This window comes from Desulfovibrio desulfuricans (assembly GCF_024460775.1).
GTDB classification, from domain to species: Bacteria; Desulfobacterota; Desulfovibrionia; order Desulfovibrionales; family Desulfovibrionaceae; genus Desulfovibrio; species Desulfovibrio desulfuricans_E.
Genome location: NZ_JANFYZ010000008.1, coordinates 13,444 through 31,325, shown reverse-complemented (window position 1 = coordinate 31,325; position 17,882 = coordinate 13,444). Strand labels below are relative to the sequence as shown.

Below are 17,882 nucleotides of genomic sequence, written 5' to 3'. Positions count from 1 at the left end.
GGTCTTGTCTACGCCGCGTCACGCACGGAAGCTGCATAGTCTTTCGGCTGGTGCAATTCCGTGCGTGACTGTGGCTTTAAACGTCTGGCTTCTGGGGCCTGCGCTTAGAACATCTGGCGCATCAGGTCTTCGCCGCCTTCCGAGGTATCCACTGCCGTTCCATCGGCAGTGGTGGGGGAGGTCGCAGATGCGCCCTGCATGGGCTGGTCGGCCTTGAAAGCCAGGCCATCGGCCATCACAATGCCCTCGGGCATCACAAAGTCGTCCTTGGGGTAGCGGTCTTCCACTTCACTGCGGTAGTAACGGAAGATGGGGGCGGCAGTACGCCCGCCCTGTTCAAGGCGGCCAAGGCTCTGCACCTGATCGTAACCCACGTAGACGCCGGTCACGAGGTAGGGCGAAAAGCCCATGAACCACGCGTCGCGTTCATCATTGGTGGTGCCGGTTTTACCCGCTATGATGCGCCCATCAATCCTGGCGCGCCCGCCAGTGCCGGAATTGACAACTTCCTTGAGCAAAGTGTCCATAATGTAGGCGTTCTGGGGGCTGACAGCCTGCCAGTGTTCCACTTCCTGCCTGTAGAGCACACGGCCCTGCGGGTCGCTGATGGAGGTGATGATGCGCGGGCGCACCCCAAGCCCCTGATTGGCAAAGGCAGCGTAGGCCTGCGTAAGATTAAGCGGAGACACGGCCACAGCGCCGAGGCTGATAGCCAGTTCCTGCGGAAAATGCGGTTCAAGCCCCAGAGCCTTGGCGCGCTGCACCACATTGGCTATGCCCACCTGCTGCGCCACGCGCACGGTGCAGGTATTGCGGGAAAGGGCCAGAGCCGTGTGCAGGGGCAGTTCGCCCTTGTAGTTGTGTTCGTAGTTTGAGGGCCTCCACACTTCATTGGTGTAGGGGTTCACATACACAAAGGGCGCGTCCAGCACCGTGGAGGCGGGCGTAAAGCCAAAGTCCATGGCCGTGGAATAGACCACAGGCTTGAAGCTGGAGCCGGGCTGACGGCGAGCCTGCGTTGCGCGGTTAAAGTGGCTGTCGCCAAACTGGTAGCCGCCGATAAGGGCCACAACGTCGCCGCTCTGCGGTTCCACGGAGGCAATGGCCCCCTGCACCAGCGGATCCTGCTGCAAGCGCAGATGGATAGGGGTATTCTTTTTGACCGCAGTGGGATCAAAAGGAATGGTTTTCTGCTCTTTGCGGCCCTTGGCGTTGGTTTCCGTAACCGTGATTTCTTCTGCGGAAACCCAGATAACATTGCCAACCGCCACCACCTGGCGGGGGTCTTTGATGGCTGGCGCGTTGGCAGCCGCAACCTTGGGGTTGGGCTTGCGCGCCCAGGACATGGCCGAAACAGGCACAATGCCCGTATATCCCTGGCCCAGCGCCACTTTGACTTCCTTGGTATCCACGGTGGTCACAAGGGCCTTCACCCAGTCACCGCCTGCCAGATCAAGGGGAGAAAACTGGTTTTTCGCCAGAAATTCCTTCTGTTTTGCCGGGTCAAGCTGCTCCACAGGGCCGCGCCAGCCCTGGCGCTTGTCCAGTTCTTCCAGCCCACGGCGCAGGGCCGCGCCAGCCGCAGTCTGATGTGCAGGATCCATGGCGGTTTGCACTGTCAGGCCTGCTTCGTACACGTAATCCGCGCCGTACTTGGTGGTTTCCACCCCCAGTGCGCGGAGGTTTGATTCCGTAAAAAATTCCACCAGCAGGCGACGGGCTTCTTCAAGATACCACTGCGCCGCACCGCCCATGCCCTCGGGCATGCTCCAGTAGACCAGCGGTTCGGCCACAGCCTGATCATACTCGGCCTGAGTGATCCACTTGAGGTCGCGCAGTCGGCCAAGCACGTACATCTGCCGGTTCTTGGCTTCCTCCGGCCTGCGGAAGGGATTGTAAGAACTGGGGGCCTTGGGCAGGCCCGCAATGACGGCGCTTTCGGCCAGGGTGATATCAGCGGCATGCTTGCCAAAATAGGTGCGGGCAGCCGATTCCACGCCAAAGGCGTGTTCACCCAGATATATCTGGTTCAGATATATGGTAAGGATCTGATCCTTGGTGAAGTTTCTTTCAAGTTGATAGGCCAAAATGGCCTCTTTCATCTTGCGGGTATAGCTGCGCTCGGATGTGAGCAGCAATTGCTTGATGAGCTGCTGGGTAATGGTGCTGCCGCCCTCGCCCTGGCGTCCCTTGCGGAAGTTGTTGATGGCGGCGCGTGCGATGGCCACGGGGTCAATGCCCATGTGCCTGTAGAAGGCGTCGTCTTCCGCAGCCAGAAAGGCCATGGGCAGATAGCGCGACATGTCCTTGAGCCCAATGACAAAGCGCTTTTCGTGATAGAGGGTGCCAAGGGTTGAACCGTCGCGCGCCAGAATGACAGTAGCCTGCGGCTGCTTGTATTCGGCGATACGGTTCAGGTCGGGCAGGTCGCGCGAGGCCCAGTAAAAAAGCATGGCCACCGCGCCGCCGCCCAGCAGGCCGCAGACTATAACGATGCCCATAAACCAGAGGGCGCATTTTTTCAGGGACAGACGAATTTTCATGGCAGGGCGATACCGTTTTTTTGGCCCGGCGTAAAGGGAGGGGAGCGTAGCGCGGGCTGATGAGAAGATATGAAATGTTGCCAGAAAGGCAAGCCCCGGCGGGCGCGCCGCACGGTATGGGCGGCGCATGCCCGAGCAGGGCGGTATGGGCAAAAAAAAGCGGAAGGTTTCCCTTCCGCTTTTTTCCAAAATGTTGCGGCTGGACTACACGCAGCCAGTGGGCTTAGGCAGGCCGGCCATTTTGCAGGCGCCTTTGCCGGGGCCGGAGGGGAAGAGTTCGTACACTTCCTTCAGCTTGTAGCCGGTGTTCTTGGAAAGAATACGGACCATGGGGGCAATGCCGTTCTTCTTGTAGTAGTCCTGCAGGAAGTCAAGGATCTTCTGGTGATCAGCGTTGATCTCAGAGATGCCTTCGGATTCCTTCACATAGTCCATCCATTCGGGGCACCAGTCGTCAAAACGCAGAAGGAAACCGTCTTCGTCAACTTCAAAGCTTTTACCTTTATAGGTGATCTCAGCCATGCGTGTGTCCTCCTTGGACAGCTATTGCTCAACCTCGCCGGGGCGGACGCCCAGGCGTTGCACAACCGGATATTTCCGGCCGAATTCCTCCGTTGGGCGCGAAAGCATACCGCAATCACAACGAGAGTCCTTATGACACAAATAATTTTTGATGGCAAGTCCTGTGCATCTTTTTTGCTCTTGCCCCACTTTTTTTGTTGCGGCTTTTGTTGAGTAATTCAGATGCGATAGGATAAATATGATTTAATTGTAGGGATTTAGTGCTGGCAATAGAGCACTTTGCCGAGCTTGCCGACTCCGTCCATAAGCTCCTGCTCGGCCTTGGAATTTTCAAGGTCTCGCACACGGATGAACAGTTGGCGGTTGCCATCGGCATTGGAGACGGTCAGCACCGAGAGCAAACGGGCATTGTGCGCGCGCAGCAGGTCAAACAGGGGGCGCGCCGTGCCGGGCTGGTCGGGCAATTCTATGGCAAATTGCAAACCACCCATGCGTGCGCCGGTGATGTCGACCAGAGCCTTGAAAACATCATGGTCAGAAATGATGCCCACAAGCCTGCCGTTGTCGTCCACTACAGGCAGGCCGCCAACCTTGTTGTCCAGCATGATCAGGGCTGCCTGCTCGACAGTGTCGGTCGGTTTGACGGTGATGGGCTTGGCCGTCATAATGTTTTTGGCCTTCAGCTCGGCCAGCAGGTAGTGCATTTCGTACATGTCGAGCGTGGTGGCCTTGGAGGGGGAGGCGTCGCGCACGTCGCGGTCAGAGATAATGCCAACGACCTGACCGTTATCATCAACAACCGGGATGCGGCGGATGTGGTGATCCTTCATGAGCTTGCCCACTTTGAGCAGCGATGTATCGGGGCCAACGCTGACAACATCGGTGGTCATCCAATTCTGTACAGGCATGCTTCCCTCCGGGGGGATATGTTTCAGGTTATAACGGCGTGGTCGCAGCGACCCGCACAATCCTTTTATACACCAATGTGCCGAGGCTGCACAAGTGCGCGTGCTCAGTTTGCGCGCGCAGACAAATTTGGAAGGGGCCGATATGTTTTTATATCTTGATTGCTCTGGCGGCATCAGCGGGGATATGACCCTTGCGGCCCTTGCGCACCTTGGGGTGGATTATGCCCCGCTGGCTGCTGCTCTGGCCCGCGCCGGAGTGGATTGCCGCATTGACGCCAGGGGCGAAACACGGCCCGGCGGGCCGGGTCAGATGGTTGCCGTAAGCTGGAATGCCGAGGGGCAGCCCCTGCGGCATCCGGCGGATATCGCCGCCATATTTGAAAGGGTTGAAGTCTCGCCCGGCGTGCGCAGCCGCGCTCTGGCAGCCCTAAATGCATTGACTGAAGCCGAAGCGCACGCGCACCAGATTGCCCCGGCTGAGGTGCACTTTCACGAGGTGGGGGCCATCGATACCCTCGTGGATATTCTGGGCGCGGCATATGCCGTGGAGGCCTTGGGCGTGAGCCGGATATGCGCCTCGCCGTTGCCGTGGTTTTCCGGAACCGTGGAGTGCGCCCACGGGCGCATCCCGCTGCCAGCGCCCGCAACGGCGTATCTTATGCGCGGTAAGCCGGTTTTTGCCACAGATGCGCGCGAGGAGCTTGTTACGCCCACGGGCGCAGCCCTGGTGCATGTCCTGACAGACCAGTTTGTTTCCGGCCCGGAGGGCGTTGCCGTTGCGCTTGGCACAGGCTACGGCTCCCGTCCCGCGCCCGCTGGCCTGCGGGCGTGGCTTGTGGAAGACGGCGCAGGCGGCGCTGACCATGTGCTTGGAGGGCGTGAAAAGGTCATGCAGTTCGAGAGCCATATTGATCACCTTAACGGCGAAGACCTGGGTATGGCGCTGGAGGCGCTCTCCGCCATGCCGGAGGTTCTTGACGTGCTGTGGCTGCCGGGTGTGGGCAAGAAGAACCGCCCTGCCGGATTGCTGCGTGTGCTATGCCTGCCCGGGCAGAGAGATTGTGTGGAAAATGCCGTGCTGCGCCACACCCACACTCTGGGCCTGCGCGAACAGACGCTTGATCGCGTGGTTGCACCGCGTCGCGCCGTTTCAGTGGACATGGCGGGGCAACCTCTTGCCGCCAAGGAGTATTCTATTGAAGGGCAAACGTATGTGCGCCCCGAGGCAGAAGCGCTCAAGGCCGCAGCCTTGCGAGACGGCGTGGGCGTCCCGGCCCTGCGCAATGCGCGCGTCAAAAACTGATGGCCTTTTTGCGGCACAAGGTCTGCTTCTTGTATTCTGCTGGTTGGCGCACTAACGGCTTTTTAACATAAAGTTCCATAGCATGGCTGCCATCTTGCGCACAGGCTCGAGCTGGCGTAAGGAGGCAATGGGCGAAATGCCCACCCAAGGAGGAACTTTATGCGTATGAAATATGTGTTGAAACCGTTGGCGCTGAGCGCCCTTGCCGTGGGCCTGCTCTTTGTGGGCACCCCTGCCGTGCAGGCGGCCCAGAATGGAGATGCCCCGCAAGGGTACAAACAGAAGGGCGACCGTAACGGGCGCCAGGACGCTGATCGTGGCGGACGTCAGTATGACCGCAAGGACAGCAAGAACCACCCCAATGGGCGCATGGACGGACGCCACGACAACCGCAGCGAACAGGGCGAAAAAATGGGCAAGCCCCGCTACGACAGCGAAAAGGGCGACCGCCGCAGCTCCCGTGGCGACGAGATGGGCCGCCCGCGCGATGACCGCCGTCCCCCGCGCGACATGCAGCAGCGCGACTCCCAGAAAGGGCAGCGGCCTGCTGCGCGTCCTGCCGACAATGATGACGACGTGCGCAATTAGCAGCGGGGTGCTCCTCCGCTGATGATGGGGCGTGCGCTCTGCACGCCGCCCGATTATGATAAAAGCCTTCCGCTTCGGAGGGCTTTTTTGTTTGGTCTGCGCTCCCGTCTTTTGGTGCGCGTTATATCCTTCCTTACCGCATGGGCATGCATGCTGCCAGCATTGGCAGAAAGATCAGATTTATTGTCATTGTTGCCAGCCTCTGCCATGCCCTAGGATGGGTGCATAACTTCAACGCCGGGGTGTTCCATTATCCGGCAAACAAGGAGACGTGTATGCACCAGAATATTCAGCGCAGTCTGCAACCCCTGGCTCTTTTGCTGGCGCTGCTTGCAGCGTTCTGGCCCACTGGCGTACAGGCGCAAGCCGGGCAAATATCCGCACAGGTGGAGATTGACAACATGTACGATGTAAACCCCGCGCCAGGGGCCCGGCAGATAACATTGGGCGTGTTGCTGTTCCCCGGATTTGAAATGCTGGATGCCTACGGCCCCATGGAAATGTGGGGCAGCATCAGGCACGCCCCGGCCCGTTTTTGGGAGGATGCGTCAAAGCGTGTGGATGTGAGGCTGGTTACCGTTGCTGTTGTGAAGGGAGCCGTACCATCCAACCAGGGGCCCAAAACCATGGCTGATTATAGCTACGCGGATGCCCCAGAGCTGGATTACCTGCTTGTGCCAGGCGGCAATGTTGCGCAGCAACTTCAGAATCCGGCAACTCTGGGCTGGCTGCAGAAAAAAGCCAAGAGCGCCAAGCTTGTCATGTCTGTGTGCAACGGCGCGTCACTGCTTGCCGCTGCGGGCATTCTGGACGGCAGGCCCGCCACCACAAACAAGATGGCCTTTAAGGCGTCCACAGCCCCTGGCCCGAAGGTGAACTGGGTGCCCAAGGCCCGCTGGGTGGATGACGGTTCGGTTGTGACATCTTCGGGAGTTTCTGCCGGTATGGACATGACCCTGGCGGTTATAGCCCGTCTGTACGGACAGACCATGAGCGACTGGCTTGCTCTCGTGACGGAATACGAACCCCACCGTGACCCTTCCTGGGATCCTTTTGCCGCAAAGGCCGGGCTGGCGGAGTAGCATGGCCTGCCCGCCTGCCACGTCTGCCTGCCAATTGCGCGGCATGGCCTGATTGCACAGCACGCCGCACAGGTGCGCACATCATAAAAAAAACAGCAGCGCCCGCATATGCGGGCGCTGCTGTTTTCAGTCAGGGGCAGTCCGGGCTTAGCCCTGGCATTTCTTTTTGAGAGCCTCAGCAATGGTGACGCCCATCTGGTGGCAGGCCTTGAGGGCCTCGTGATCGGGCCGCCAGTTGCACTTTACGGGTTCAGCAGGCATTTCCATATTCATGGAGGCAAGCTGCTCGTGCAGGAACTTGGGACCTTCTCCCGACCAGCCGTAGGAGCCAAACGCGCCGCCAATGCGGTTCAGGGGGCGCAGACCTTTCATATAGGTAAGCTGGGCGGCCATGAGGGGCAGCACGGTATTGTTGTGGGTGGGCGAACCGGCAATGACCGCGCCGCAGTCTGCCAGTTCGGTCATGACGGCGCTGTGGTGGTTCTGCTTCACGCTCATGATGCGCGTGGGAACGTTGTTTTCTTCCAGGCCGCTGCAAATGGCGTAGGCCATTGTTTCCGTAGATTCCCACATGGTGTCGTAAAAAATGAGCGCGCGCTGCTGGGGCTTCTGCTCGGCCATGGCGCGGTACAAGTCGATGATGCCGCGCACGGCCTTTTCACCCCTCTGAATGAGGCCGTGGTCAGGGGCGATCATGTCGATATCGAGCTTTTCAACCACGGGCAGGGTCTTGAGAACCATGGGGGAGTAGGGCAACACAATGTTGAAGTAGTATTCCTTGACGCGGCGAGTGTATTCGCCGTCATCACCGAATTCGTCAACAAAGCGTGCGGAGCTGGCGATGTTCTGACCAAAGATGTCGTTGCTGACCAGCAGCTTGTCTTCGGGAATGTAAGAAACCATGCTGTCGGGCCAATGCAGCATGCGGGTTTCCTGAAACACGATGGTGCGTTTGCCGATGTTGATGCTGTCGCCGCTCTTCACAGCCTGCACGGGCCAGTCTTTGCAGTCAAAATAGCCAGCCATCGACTTGAGGCCGGTCTGCGACACAAAGATCTTTTCCGGCTTGCAACGCTCAATAATGGCTTCCAGCGCGCCAGCGTGATCCAGTTCCATGTGGTTGCAGATGATGTAGTCGATCTTTTCCGGCTCAAGCACCTGGGCCATGCGGCACAGCAGGGTGCCCTCGCAGCCCGAGGCGACGGTATCAAGCAGGACGTTTTTTTCGTCCTTGATCAGGTAGGCGTTGTAGGTCGAACCGTCAGGTGAACGGGAATAACCGTGAAAATCCCTGTGATCGTAGTCGACAAAGCCGACCCAGAAAATATCTTTTTTTATTTCTACTGGCTGCATGATGTGTCTCCGCAGTGTTGGGGAATCCCCTTCTATAAAAATCCCCGCCCTGCCTTAGGGCAAGGCAAAGCGGGGGAAAGAACGGGGAAAGAAAAAAATTAGGCAGGGGTGAACTGGTCTTTACCCACGCCGCAAACGGGGCAGGTCCAGTCATCGGGCAGATCTTCAAAAGGCACGTTGTCGTTTTCAGCGGGGTCGTATTCGTAGCCGCAAACGCCGCAAACATACTTTTGCATGGCATGTCTCCTGAATATATAATTGTGGCTTGATGCCGGTGTAACAAATGGGAACCGTGCGGTTCCTGCATCAGAAAACCTAGTTTTCGGCCTTCCAGTGACCGTGCAGATTGCAGTATTCGCGGGCGGTAACCTTGGCAGCGTCAATGGCAAAGAAGGCTTCGGGCGCATCGCCAGGCTTCAGGAACTTGGTGTAGCTCCTGCCGTCGGCCAGCAGCTCGATCCATTCAATGTAGTGCTTTTCTTCCATGGGGTGGGCAACGCTGCCGACCTTGACCATGTAGCCGCCTTCAACCTTTTCGATAACAGGCACGTGCTTTTCAAGCGCGCCGTCGGTTGCGCCTTCGACCATCAGCTTCATGGGGTCGCCACAGCAGACGATGTCTGCGCCGCCGCCGTGGAGAACTTCAACGATATTGCCGCAGTGGGTACACTTATACACTTCGAGTTGCGTGGGCATGAGTCCCTCACTTGTTTTGACAGGTTAGCTTGGGGGGAGGCGGCTGAGCATGCCGCAATCAGCGCGTTCAGCCCCTTACCAAGAAATATTGTGAAAGAAGTGGCTCCCGATGTAAAGTCTTTTTTTTAGCATTGATAATTATTATCAACAAAGAGGCGAGAGGTGTGAGTCCACGAGAAGCGCATGAAAAGCCAATTTTCAGAAGCAGAGACTAGCCCGTAAATTACTTGTTTGGACCCTTGGGCAAACTGGAGCTTTCCGGGCCGGATGCCGGATGGGCAAGGGACGTTCCCGGTTCTGTGAGCGGCGAGGCAGCAGGAGCCGATTCTGCCGGGGAAACCTTGGGTGCGTCAGGCGCGCTTGTTGCGGTGCCCGGGGCTTGCGCAGGCGGAGTTGCGTTTGCCGGAGCAGCCTCAGCGTCAGGGGTGGCTTCTGTCTTGGTGGGCACAACCATGTCGGGCGCAGTGTCCGAAGGGGCTTGTCCGGAGGGATTGGTCTGTGTCGGTTGCGCAGGCGTGTCGGTTACGGGCTGGGTTTGATCCGCATTTGCCGCGGGTGCAGGTGCAGAAACGGGTGGCGCCTGTGTTTCCACAGGGGCTGCGGGCCTTGCGTCCGCGCCGCCGGGAGCGCCGCCAGGGTTGCCATCGGAATTTCCTTCACCGTTTTTGCGGCGCGCGCCAAGCACATTAGGCAGCACTGCCCGCAGGTCGCCAGTCACCAGCAGGCCGCTGGGGCTCAGGCCCACAAGTTCGCGGGTAAGCGCTGCGGAACGAACCAGCAGGCCAGCCTGGCCCCCGCCTTCCACGTACATGACGGTGCGCACGTTGAGGGGCAGGTGCAAGACCTGCTGCGCAAAGGAATAGGCTTCCACGGGCTGGCGGCAGTGCATGAAGAGGATCTGCCCGTCTCCGTCCTGCGCCACTGCCGAAATGGAGTAGTGCGGGCCGCCGGGCGACCAGAGGATGCGCCTGTCGGCATTGATCATGCGGTAGTTTTGAATCACAAGATCATAATGATCCATCTGTTGCCGCCACAGGGGGTTATCGCGGTCAAGAATGGCTGCCTTGGGCAGGGTCGGTTCATCCGGCCCGGCCACAAAAAAAGCGCCAAACCGCTGCACCACGCGCCCGTTGTTCACATGCGAACCCTGGCGCATGTAGCCTGTGCTCGTGGAAGCGTCGGGCAGGTACATGCTGGCATTGATGGCCGCAACAAGGTTGTACTGTTCGCCCCACTGGTTCAGTTGGCGGGAGGGGCCGCCATCCTGAGAGCGGGAGCAGAGCGTAAAGTCAAATGATGCAGGGTCAATACGCAGGACGGTGAGGCGGGCATCGCCTTCGTTGAGCTGAAATTCGCCAAACAGGAGGCCCGGTTCAAGTTCCCGCCAGTCGGCTCGGCCCTGAGCGTCCACGCCGCCTTTGGCGGCTGCGGCGTCAGCGGGCTGCATGGCGTGGGGGGCAGCGGCAGGCAACGCAGGCGCGTGGCCCTCGTCGGGCAATACAGCGCCGGGGGGCTGATTGCCCTGCTGGTCTGGCGCGGCAAGGCCGGGCCGGGGCATGGCTACGGTGCAACAGACAATCAGGGCCGCCAGCCATGTTGTCGGCAGACTGCGGATTACCCGCCAAGCGGGCCGGATTGCGTCCGTTGCTATAAAGAAAAACTGCCGGGTATTCATGTCTTGCCGTCTATTTTTATTGTCCGTAACCTGCATTACGACCGCTTTTGCCATTTGGCAAGGTGCGATGGCACATTTTTATTGACATATCAATTTATCTTGATATAAACATAAACAATCACGCCGCAGTAATTTATCAGGCTGCGGGCATATCGCGCCAAGGAGTCTTTCCATGCATATCGGCAAAATGATCAGGGAACTTTCGGCCCCTTTTTACTCTTTGGAGTTTTTTCCTCCTTCTGACACGGCCCAGTTGCCTGATTTTTATGCCACGGTGGATCGCCTGCGCGCGCTCAACCCCCTGTTTGCGTCAGTAACCTACGGTGCGGGCGGCGCGCGGCAGCAGAATACCCTTGCCGTCACGGCGGAGTTGGCGCGGCGGGGCATTACTGCCATGGCGCATCTCACATGCGTAGGTGCGGAGCCTCAGTCCATCGCCGCATTTTTGCACGATTTGCAGGCTTCTGGTGTCAACAATGTACTGGCCCTGCGCGGCGACCCGCCCGCCGACAAGCCGTGGGACTGGAACAAAGCCCACTTTCGCCACGCCTCTGATCTGGTGGCCTTTGCCCGCGAGCAGCAGCCTGACCTGGGCATAGGCGTAGCTGCCTATCCCGCCCCGCATCCCGAATCGCCCACCTTTGCGGACGACAGGCGCTGCACGGCTGAAAAAATGCGCGCCGGGGCGGATTTTGCCCTGACCCAGCTGTTTTTTGACGCCCGCGAGTATGAAGACCTGGTGAGCCATTTGCGCGGGCAGGGCATTACTACGCCGGTCATCCCCGGTATTCTGCCCATTCAGAGTTTTGACTCGCTGCGGCGGGTGCTCTCGCTGTGCGGGGCCAATATTCCGGGCAAGCTCTACCTTGCCCTTGAGAAAGCCAATAACGATGGTGGGGCGGAAGCCGTGCGGCAGGTGGGCCTTGACTACGCGGTGCGGCAGATACGCAGCCTGCTTGATGCCGGTGCGCCGGGCATTCACCTGTATACATTGAACAAGGCTGATATGTGCCTGCGGCTGGCCGAAGCCGTAGGTACGCTTTAGACCTGTTGCCTTTGAGGATGTGCGTTTTCAAAGGTTCAGGGCGTTCGCGCTGGTTCTGAGCCGCGCAATTGACCGGCATGCGGGGCGTATTGACCACCCCGCATGCTCGAGGCTACTCTGCCGCCATGAGTTCATCCATTGAAAAAGGACACGGCTGGCTGCTTGTGGCCGTGTGTACCTCCCTGTTTTTTATGCCGTTCATGATGGCCGGAGTGAACGCCGTGCTGCCGCCGCTGGGGCAAAGCCTCCATGCCAGCGCGCGCGAGCTGGGCCTCATGGGGGCCTTTTATTCCATGGGACTGGCTGTGTTTCAGCTGGCCAGCGGCAGCATGGGCGACATCTGGGGTTACCGCCGCATATTTTTGTGGGGTATCGCCCTGTTTGCCCTTGCCGGCGCCTTGCTGGGTTTTGTCAATTCTGTGCCGCTGTTTCTGCTGCTGCGTTTTGTGCAGGGGGTGGGCGGGGCCATGTTCAACGCCTGCGGTCTGGCCTTGCTGGCCTCGGCTGCTCCTGAGGGGCGGCGCGCCTCCTATCTTGGTTACAGCGGATCGTCAGTATACGCGGGCATTGCCTGCGGGCCGCCTGTTGCGGGCTTTGTGGCCGGGTGGCTTGGCTGGCAATGGCTGTTCTGGGGCAGCGCTCTGGCGTCCGTGGGCGTGCTGCTGCTGATGAAATACCGCGTCAAGCTTGAATGGCGCATGGCCAAGGGCAAGCCCTTTGACTGGAAGGGGTGCTGCATTTATGCGGGAGCCATGACGGCCCTGACATTTGGCTCGTCCGAGCTGGCCGATGCTCCGGCCCTGGCTGGCGGCCTGCTGGTGGCCTTTGTGGGGCTGATGGCTGCTTTCTGCATCAAGGAACTCAGGAGCGACTATCCCTTGCTTGATCTGCGGTTGCTTGCCCGCAACAGGGTATTTGCCCTGTCTTCATTGGCGGCCTTCATCAACTACAGTTCATTTTTTGGCATCGTGTTTTTTTTCAGCCTGTATCTCCAGTTCGGACGCGGTATGACCGTGCAGCAGGCCGGGCTTTTTCTTGCGCTCCAGTCTGTAATGCAGGTCATGACCACCCCTGTTGCCGCGCGGTTGTGCGGCAGGTTTGAACCGGGCAAGGTCAGCGCGGCGGGCATTGCCCTGTGCGGGCTGGGCCTTGTTGTGTGCGGGCTTTTGCGGGTGGATTCGCCCATGTACGTGCTGGTTCTGGCCCAATGCCTGCTCGGCGTTGGCATCAGTCTGTTTGCGCTGCCCAATACCACCATTATTCTTGAGAGCGCGGGGCGCGATCGTGTGGGGCAGGCCGCAGGGCTCACGGGCGCTGTGCGCACTGGCGGCCAACTCTTCAATATGACGCTCATAACGCTGACCCTTGGGCTTTTTCTTGGCAGCGAGCCAGCCGGAACGCATAATATTGATGCCTTCATGGGAGCCATGCGCGTTGACCTGATAATCTTTGGCGTGCTCAACCTGTTGGCTGTGGGCTGCGCACTGGCCCGCAACCGCCGTTGACCGCCTTTTATATCTCCCGGGGAACATCCGCTGACCGCCTGTGCCCTCGCGGGCTGCCATGCCGCGCCTTTTGGCAAAAAAAGCGGCAGGCCGCAGAGAAAAATGCCTCATGGCAAGTCTAAAGTTTTTATCGCTTCTGCCGAAAAGGGTTGAAGGACGGATAACGCCATGGCCGACGCAACCTCCGCGCAACTGCGCATGATGCTACAGGGGTATGAACAGCAGCTGCTGGCAGCCCGGCGTCTTGCAAGGCTCAGAATGCGGCGCAGAGTTGCCGAAGGCGATGACCCCAGCGACCCTGATCCTTCTGCCAGCCGTCGCATGATGGTTGAGAAGGTCGCCCGCGAACTCTACGAAACCCTGCTCTATACCGGAAGCGACAACCCCGTGGTGGAAGAAATCCGCCAGGAACTTGGACGTGAAGTGGGGCAGGAAGTGCAGTTTACCTATCCGCCAGGCGGCAGACTGCGTATAGTGGGGCAGGGGCCGGAAGGCCTGGAACCTTTATCGGATGAAAAACTGCGTGCGACCCGTAACGCCCTGTGGCGCGTCACACGAAAAAAAGTTGACGAAAGCATGCTTGACGAACCGCCTGCCATTTAGGTCGGCAGCAGGTTAAGCAAGCGGAGAGAACTATGGAAATTCAGGGAAAGATCAATACGTTTCTCGATCCCTACAGCAACACGGCCAACCTTGAAAAGAGCGGCGAGGCCAGACTGAAGGGCAGAGCCAGCGGCACGCCTTCTGAAGGTTCGCAGGGGGATACTGTCAGCGTATCGCAGGAAGCCCAGTTGCTGACGGAAGCCCGGCGTACAGCCCAGAATACGCCCGATGTGCGCGCCGAAAAGGTGGAAGCATTGCGTACTCAGGTCTCCAACGGCACCTACAAGCCTGACAGCAAGCTTATTGCCGCCAATCTTGTGCGTGAGGAGCCGGGTCTGTTCAGGTAGGCATGCCCATGACGCGGTTTTTTTGAATCCGCGCAGAGCAGACAACCATTTTCAATGTTGACCTGCTTGGGCAGCAGTCGCAAGTAATCACCCAATAAATACTCGAAAAGAGCGGTAAGGGAGCAGAACCCCTGACCGCTCTTTTTTATTGGGCGAATGGGGCAGGCGGGAAACTGTTTCGCGGCAGGGTATGGGGCGGGAAAGGTGTGGGCAGGCGCTCAGGGTCAGGCCGCCCGGTGCGGTCAGCAGTGCGTCAGCATGTTCGGCATGGTTTCTGCAATTCCCTGTGTGCCGGTATTCCGGCAAGGAGTCTGCGCCATGAAATTGACAATACTGCGCCATCCGGCCTTCTGGATAACCACCGCCGCCCTGCTTGTGTGCTGGGCCTTGCCAGCGCATGCCGTGCGCATCAAGGACATAGCCACGTTTTCGGGCGTGCGCGACAACCAGCTCATTGGTTACGGGCTGGTGGTTGGCCTGGCCGGGACCGGCGACAAGAAGGACTCCGTCTTTACGCTCAGTTCCATGAAAAACATGATGGACAGGATGGGCGTGGGCGTGGACGCCTCCGCACTTAAAATCAAAAACGTGGCCTCGGTCATGGTAACGGCGCGCATGCCGGTGTCGGCCAAGCCCGGCACCAGGCTGGACGTGACGGTGTCTTCCGTGGGCGACGCAACCTCCCTCATGGGCGGGGTGCTGCTGCAAACGGCCCTCAAGGGCGTGGACGGCAAGATATACACCCTGGCTCAGGGCGCGTTGACCGTGGGCGGTTTTTCGGCCTCGGGCAAAGCTGCCAGCACCACAAAGAATATCGCCACCGTGGGCATCATCCCCGGCGGCGGCATTGTGGAGCGGGGCATTCCCTTTGAGTTCAACCAGCAGGACAAACTCACGCTCAATCTGCGCGTGGGCGATTTCTCTACAGCGCAGCAGATTGCAGAACGCCTCAATGGGGCCATGGGTGGGCGCTATGCCCGCGCTGTGGACGCCACCAGCGTGACCATGGACGTGCCGCCCCAGTACCGCAACAACCTTGTGCCGCTCATGGCCTCGGTGGAAAATCTGGATGTCAGCCCCGACACCTCCGCCAAGGTGGTGGTGGACGAAAAGACAGGCACCGTTGTGCTTGGGCGCGATGTGCGCATCTCTCGCGCTGCCGTAGCCCACGGCAACCTGCAAATCACTGTGCAGGAAAGCGAACAGGTTTCGCAGCCCGGCCCCTTCTCGCAAGGCCAGACAGTGGTGACGCCGCAGACGGAAACCAACGTGCGCGAAGAAAACCGCCATCTTATGATGGTGGAAGGCGCGACCCTTCAGGAACTGGTGGACGGCCTCAACGCCATTGGCGCAACCCCCCGCGACCTCATATCCATTTTACGGACAATGCAGGCCTCGGGCTCCTTGCACGCGGATCTGGAGGTAATTTAAATGACCACGCCCATGTCAACCGCTCTCATTCCTCCTGAAGCCGGAGCGGGCGAAGTTGCCCGCAAGGAAGTTCAGTCGCGCCTGACGGGCATTGGCAACCTGGGCGGGAAAAATATTGACCCTGCGCAAAAGGAAAAGAAGCTGCGCGAATCCTGCGAGGGCTTCGAGTCCATCTTTATCCAGAAAATGTGGGAAGAGATGCGCAAAACCCTGCCCAAGTCCACCTTGCTGCACGGCAAGGAAGAACAGTTCTGGCAGGGCATGTACGATCAGGAACTGGCCAAAAAAATGACATCGGCTGGCGGCATTGGTCTGGCCGACATGATGTACGCCCAGCTTTCGCGCAGTCTGACATCTGCAAGCCGCGCCACGGCAACGGATGCTTCCGCCATTCAGCGGCCTTTTACGCCTGCGGCGGCTCCCATGCTTCCACCTGCGCCGGATGCGGATAGCCCGCACAACGATAGCGGCAGGGACGCTGCAAAGGACAAGTCCAGAACATCAGGCGCTGCTGCATCCGTGTACGGCGGTGTTGCCCCCATGCAGGACGCCGGACATGCGGAAAATGGTTCCGCCGCGGCCCGTACGCTGACCGGAGCACAGGCCGTGGCCGAAGGGCAGGACCCAGAAGAAGCTGCGCGTCTCGCCCAGCAGGCCATGCAGGCCTCGGCCCAGCCGGAGCGGCACAGGGTGGTGCATACCACCAATGTTGTCGGCAACATGAATTCCGGCCTCAACCTTGCCCGCAAGGCGCAGTTTGAAGCGGGCAGCAAGCTGGGGCCCAATGCGGTGCGCCCGCCCATGCAGCAGATGTTGGGCCTTGCCCAGCCGCAGAGCCGCGCCGCGCAGGCTGGCGGCCCCGTGGGCAGCCAGGCGGACGGGCAGAATTGGGGTCAGGGCGGTGTGCAGATGGATATGTCTGGCATGAGTATTCCGCCGCTTACGGGGAATGTGCTGGATGCCCAGTCCCTGAATTCCGCTGGAGGCATGCAGTCAGCCATGCAGGCGGCCATGCATCAGCAGGCTATGCAGGGGCAGGCCATGCAGGGGCAGAATATGCAGCCCGGCTCAAACGCTCAAGCTGGTCAGGTGCTGCCTCCGCAGCCGCAAAAAGTTCGCTATACTACCAATATCCCGCCGTCAGGGCGCGGGGGCAAGCAGGGATTGATCCGTACGCTCAATGTTGACGGCGCAGGCCCCAACAGCAATGCAGGCGCCGGTATTGCCGCCTACCATGCCCAGCAGGCGCAGGGCGCAGGCATGCAGCAACAGGCTCCTGCCCAGGGCGCACAGCCCGCAGCCCAGGTAAGCACCCTGCCCATGGGCCCGGCGGGTCAGCCCGCAGTTCTGGCAGCAAGCCAGCCCGCAAGCCCCGGCGTTCAGGCTCCCAATCAGCCTGTAAGCCCCGGTGTTGCCCCAGTGGCTTCGCCCGCATCTGCTCAAGGCGTGACCAGTCCCGTGCCGCTGACGGGCGGGCAGATATTCGTGCGCCAGGGCGGTCAGGGCGGAGCAGCCAAGGGGGCGGCAGCCTCGGGTATTCCGCCGCTGACAGCTACGGACGTGTACGGCAAACCCTAACTAATATTTATTGTGGGATTGCTCCGGCGGGGGCTGAACTGACGATGCCGTACGCTTCTACGGCGCTTGGCAGCTTCTCATGATCAATCTCTCGTTTAACCGCTCTGTATGCCTGCGCCGGAAGTATTTTCAGGCACGGATTTTGCTTTAATTGTGCCGGGGCGGCAGTTTCTGCCTTTTTCTGTCGGGCAATATCCTGACTACGGCTGAAATCAATGGCCCTCGGGAGGTTCACATGCACAACGCCATTTACGAATCGCTTTCGCGTCAGGACAAGGCTCTTTGCCTGCTGCGCGACCTTCTTGAGGAAGAATATACCTGCCTTCTTGATCGCGATACTGATGCCGTGGTGTCTCTTGAGTTCTCCATACAGGAGCTGATCCGTCAGCTGGCCGTGGAAAAAACTTCTGTCATCAGAGGTCTGGGCGGCATGCGGGCCATGGAATACGCCACGGCGCTGCCAGACGACATGGGCGCGGCCCTGCGGGAAATCCTGCAGCGGATAGATACGACGGAGCAGTCTGTTGCTCGCCAGGCCTCGCGCAACACCAACCTTTCCCTGGCTCTGCTTGATCAGAGCAGCCGCGCACTTCAGGCGCTCACAAGTCAGGCCATGCCGCCAAAGGCGGAAACCTATGGTCGCCGTGGGGGCATGAGTGCCCAGCGGCAGACGCAGGCCGCGTTGATCTCCGGGAGGCTGTAG

At 59.6% G+C, this 17,882-nt stretch carries 17 protein-coding genes; 10 read left to right on the top strand and 7 right to left on the bottom strand.

Translation table 11 applies throughout. The annotated features are described in order from the left end of the window. Positions 1-104 precede the first annotated feature (104 nt). The 3 genes from NE637_RS10685 to NE637_RS10675 form a co-directional block, all read right to left on the bottom strand. Complete coding sequence (locus NE637_RS10685; RefSeq protein ID WP_227118299.1) at positions 105-2,543, bottom strand: penicillin-binding protein 1A; 2,439 nt, start codon at positions 2,541-2,543, stop codon at positions 105-107. Between the two features lie 204 nt (positions 2,544-2,747). Continuing rightward, positions 2,748-3,065, bottom strand: a complete 318-nt coding sequence (locus NE637_RS10680; RefSeq protein WP_022657697.1) for a TusE/DsrC/DsvC family sulfur relay protein — start codon at positions 3,063-3,065, stop codon at positions 2,748-2,750. 257 nt (positions 3,066-3,322) lie between these two features. After that, positions 3,323-3,973, bottom strand: a complete 651-nt coding sequence (locus NE637_RS10675; protein WP_227118298.1) for a CBS and ACT domain-containing protein — start codon at positions 3,971-3,973, stop codon at positions 3,323-3,325. 142 nt (positions 3,974-4,115) lie between these two features. Here NE637_RS10675 and larC point away from each other — a divergent pair, with 142 nt between their 5' ends. The 3 genes from larC to NE637_RS10660 all read left to right on the top strand — a co-directional run bounded on the left by larC (position 4,116) and on the right by NE637_RS10660 (position 6,946). Next, positions 4,116-5,276: a nickel pincer cofactor biosynthesis protein LarC gene (gene larC / locus NE637_RS10670; protein ID WP_215646654.1), complete on the top strand. Its 1,161-nt coding sequence runs from the start codon at positions 4,116-4,118 to the stop codon at positions 5,274-5,276. Positions 5,277-5,435: 159 nt separating this feature from the next. Then, positions 5,436-5,864, top strand: coding sequence for a hypothetical protein (locus NE637_RS10665; protein ID WP_227118297.1), 429 nt, complete (start codon positions 5,436-5,438; stop codon positions 5,862-5,864). Positions 5,865-6,139: 275 nt separating this feature from the next. Continuing rightward, positions 6,140-6,946 carry a DJ-1/PfpI family protein gene (locus tag NE637_RS10660; RefSeq protein ID WP_227118296.1) on the top strand — a complete coding sequence of 269 codons (807 nt, stop codon included), beginning with the start codon at positions 6,140-6,142 and terminating at the stop codon, positions 6,944-6,946. A gap of 147 nt (positions 6,947-7,093) precedes the next feature. Here NE637_RS10660 and NE637_RS10655 read toward each other — a convergent pair whose 3' ends face one another. The 4 genes from NE637_RS10655 to NE637_RS10640 form a co-directional block, all read right to left on the bottom strand. Continuing rightward, positions 7,094-8,299, bottom strand: coding sequence for an FprA family A-type flavoprotein (locus NE637_RS10655; protein WP_227118295.1), 1,206 nt, complete (start codon positions 8,297-8,299; stop codon positions 7,094-7,096). Between the two features lie 98 nt (positions 8,300-8,397). Then, positions 8,398-8,535, bottom strand: coding sequence for a rubredoxin (locus NE637_RS10650; RefSeq protein ID WP_022657703.1), 138 nt, complete (start codon positions 8,533-8,535; stop codon positions 8,398-8,400). 79 nt (positions 8,536-8,614) lie between these two features. Continuing rightward, on the bottom strand, positions 8,615-8,995 hold the full coding sequence (locus NE637_RS10645; RefSeq protein WP_192112255.1) for a desulfoferrodoxin: 381 nt from the start codon (positions 8,993-8,995) through the stop codon (positions 8,615-8,617). 223 nt (positions 8,996-9,218) lie between these two features. Next, entirely contained in the window at positions 9,219-10,670 is a 1,452-nt protein-coding gene (locus NE637_RS10640) for a phosphodiester glycosidase family protein (protein WP_227118294.1), read from the bottom strand. Positions 10,671-10,842: 172 nt separating this feature from the next. Here NE637_RS10640 and NE637_RS10635 point away from each other — a divergent pair, with 172 nt between their 5' ends. From NE637_RS10635 to NE637_RS10605, 7 genes are all read left to right on the top strand, one after another. After that, entirely contained in the window at positions 10,843-11,715 is an 873-nt protein-coding gene (locus NE637_RS10635) for a methylenetetrahydrofolate reductase (protein ID WP_192112256.1), read from the top strand. 125 nt (positions 11,716-11,840) lie between these two features. After that, positions 11,841-13,220, top strand: coding sequence for an MFS transporter (locus NE637_RS10630; RefSeq protein WP_192112257.1), 1,380 nt, complete (start codon positions 11,841-11,843; stop codon positions 13,218-13,220). A 168-nt stretch (positions 13,221-13,388) separates the two neighbouring features. Beyond that, positions 13,389-13,823 carry a DVU0524 family FlgM-associated protein gene (locus NE637_RS10625; protein WP_192112258.1) on the top strand — a complete coding sequence of 145 codons (435 nt, stop codon included), beginning with the start codon at positions 13,389-13,391 and terminating at the stop codon, positions 13,821-13,823. A 32-nt stretch (positions 13,824-13,855) separates the two neighbouring features. Continuing rightward, positions 13,856-14,170 carry a flagellar biosynthesis anti-sigma factor FlgM gene (gene flgM, locus NE637_RS10620; protein WP_022657709.1) on the top strand — a complete coding sequence of 105 codons (315 nt, stop codon included), beginning with the start codon at positions 13,856-13,858 and terminating at the stop codon, positions 14,168-14,170. 318 nt (positions 14,171-14,488) lie between these two features. Next, positions 14,489-15,601, top strand: coding sequence for a flagellar basal body P-ring protein FlgI (locus NE637_RS10615; RefSeq protein ID WP_192112259.1), 1,113 nt, complete (start codon positions 14,489-14,491; stop codon positions 15,599-15,601). Then, positions 15,602-17,179 (top strand): rod-binding protein, encoded by a 1,578-nt coding sequence (locus NE637_RS10610; RefSeq protein ID WP_227118293.1) that lies wholly within the window; start codon positions 15,602-15,604, stop codon positions 17,177-17,179. Positions 17,180-17,414: 235 nt separating this feature from the next. Beyond that, a complete protein-coding gene (locus NE637_RS10605) occupies positions 17,415-17,882 on the top strand; it encodes a flagellar protein FlgN (RefSeq protein WP_192112261.1) in 468 nt (155 codons plus the stop codon).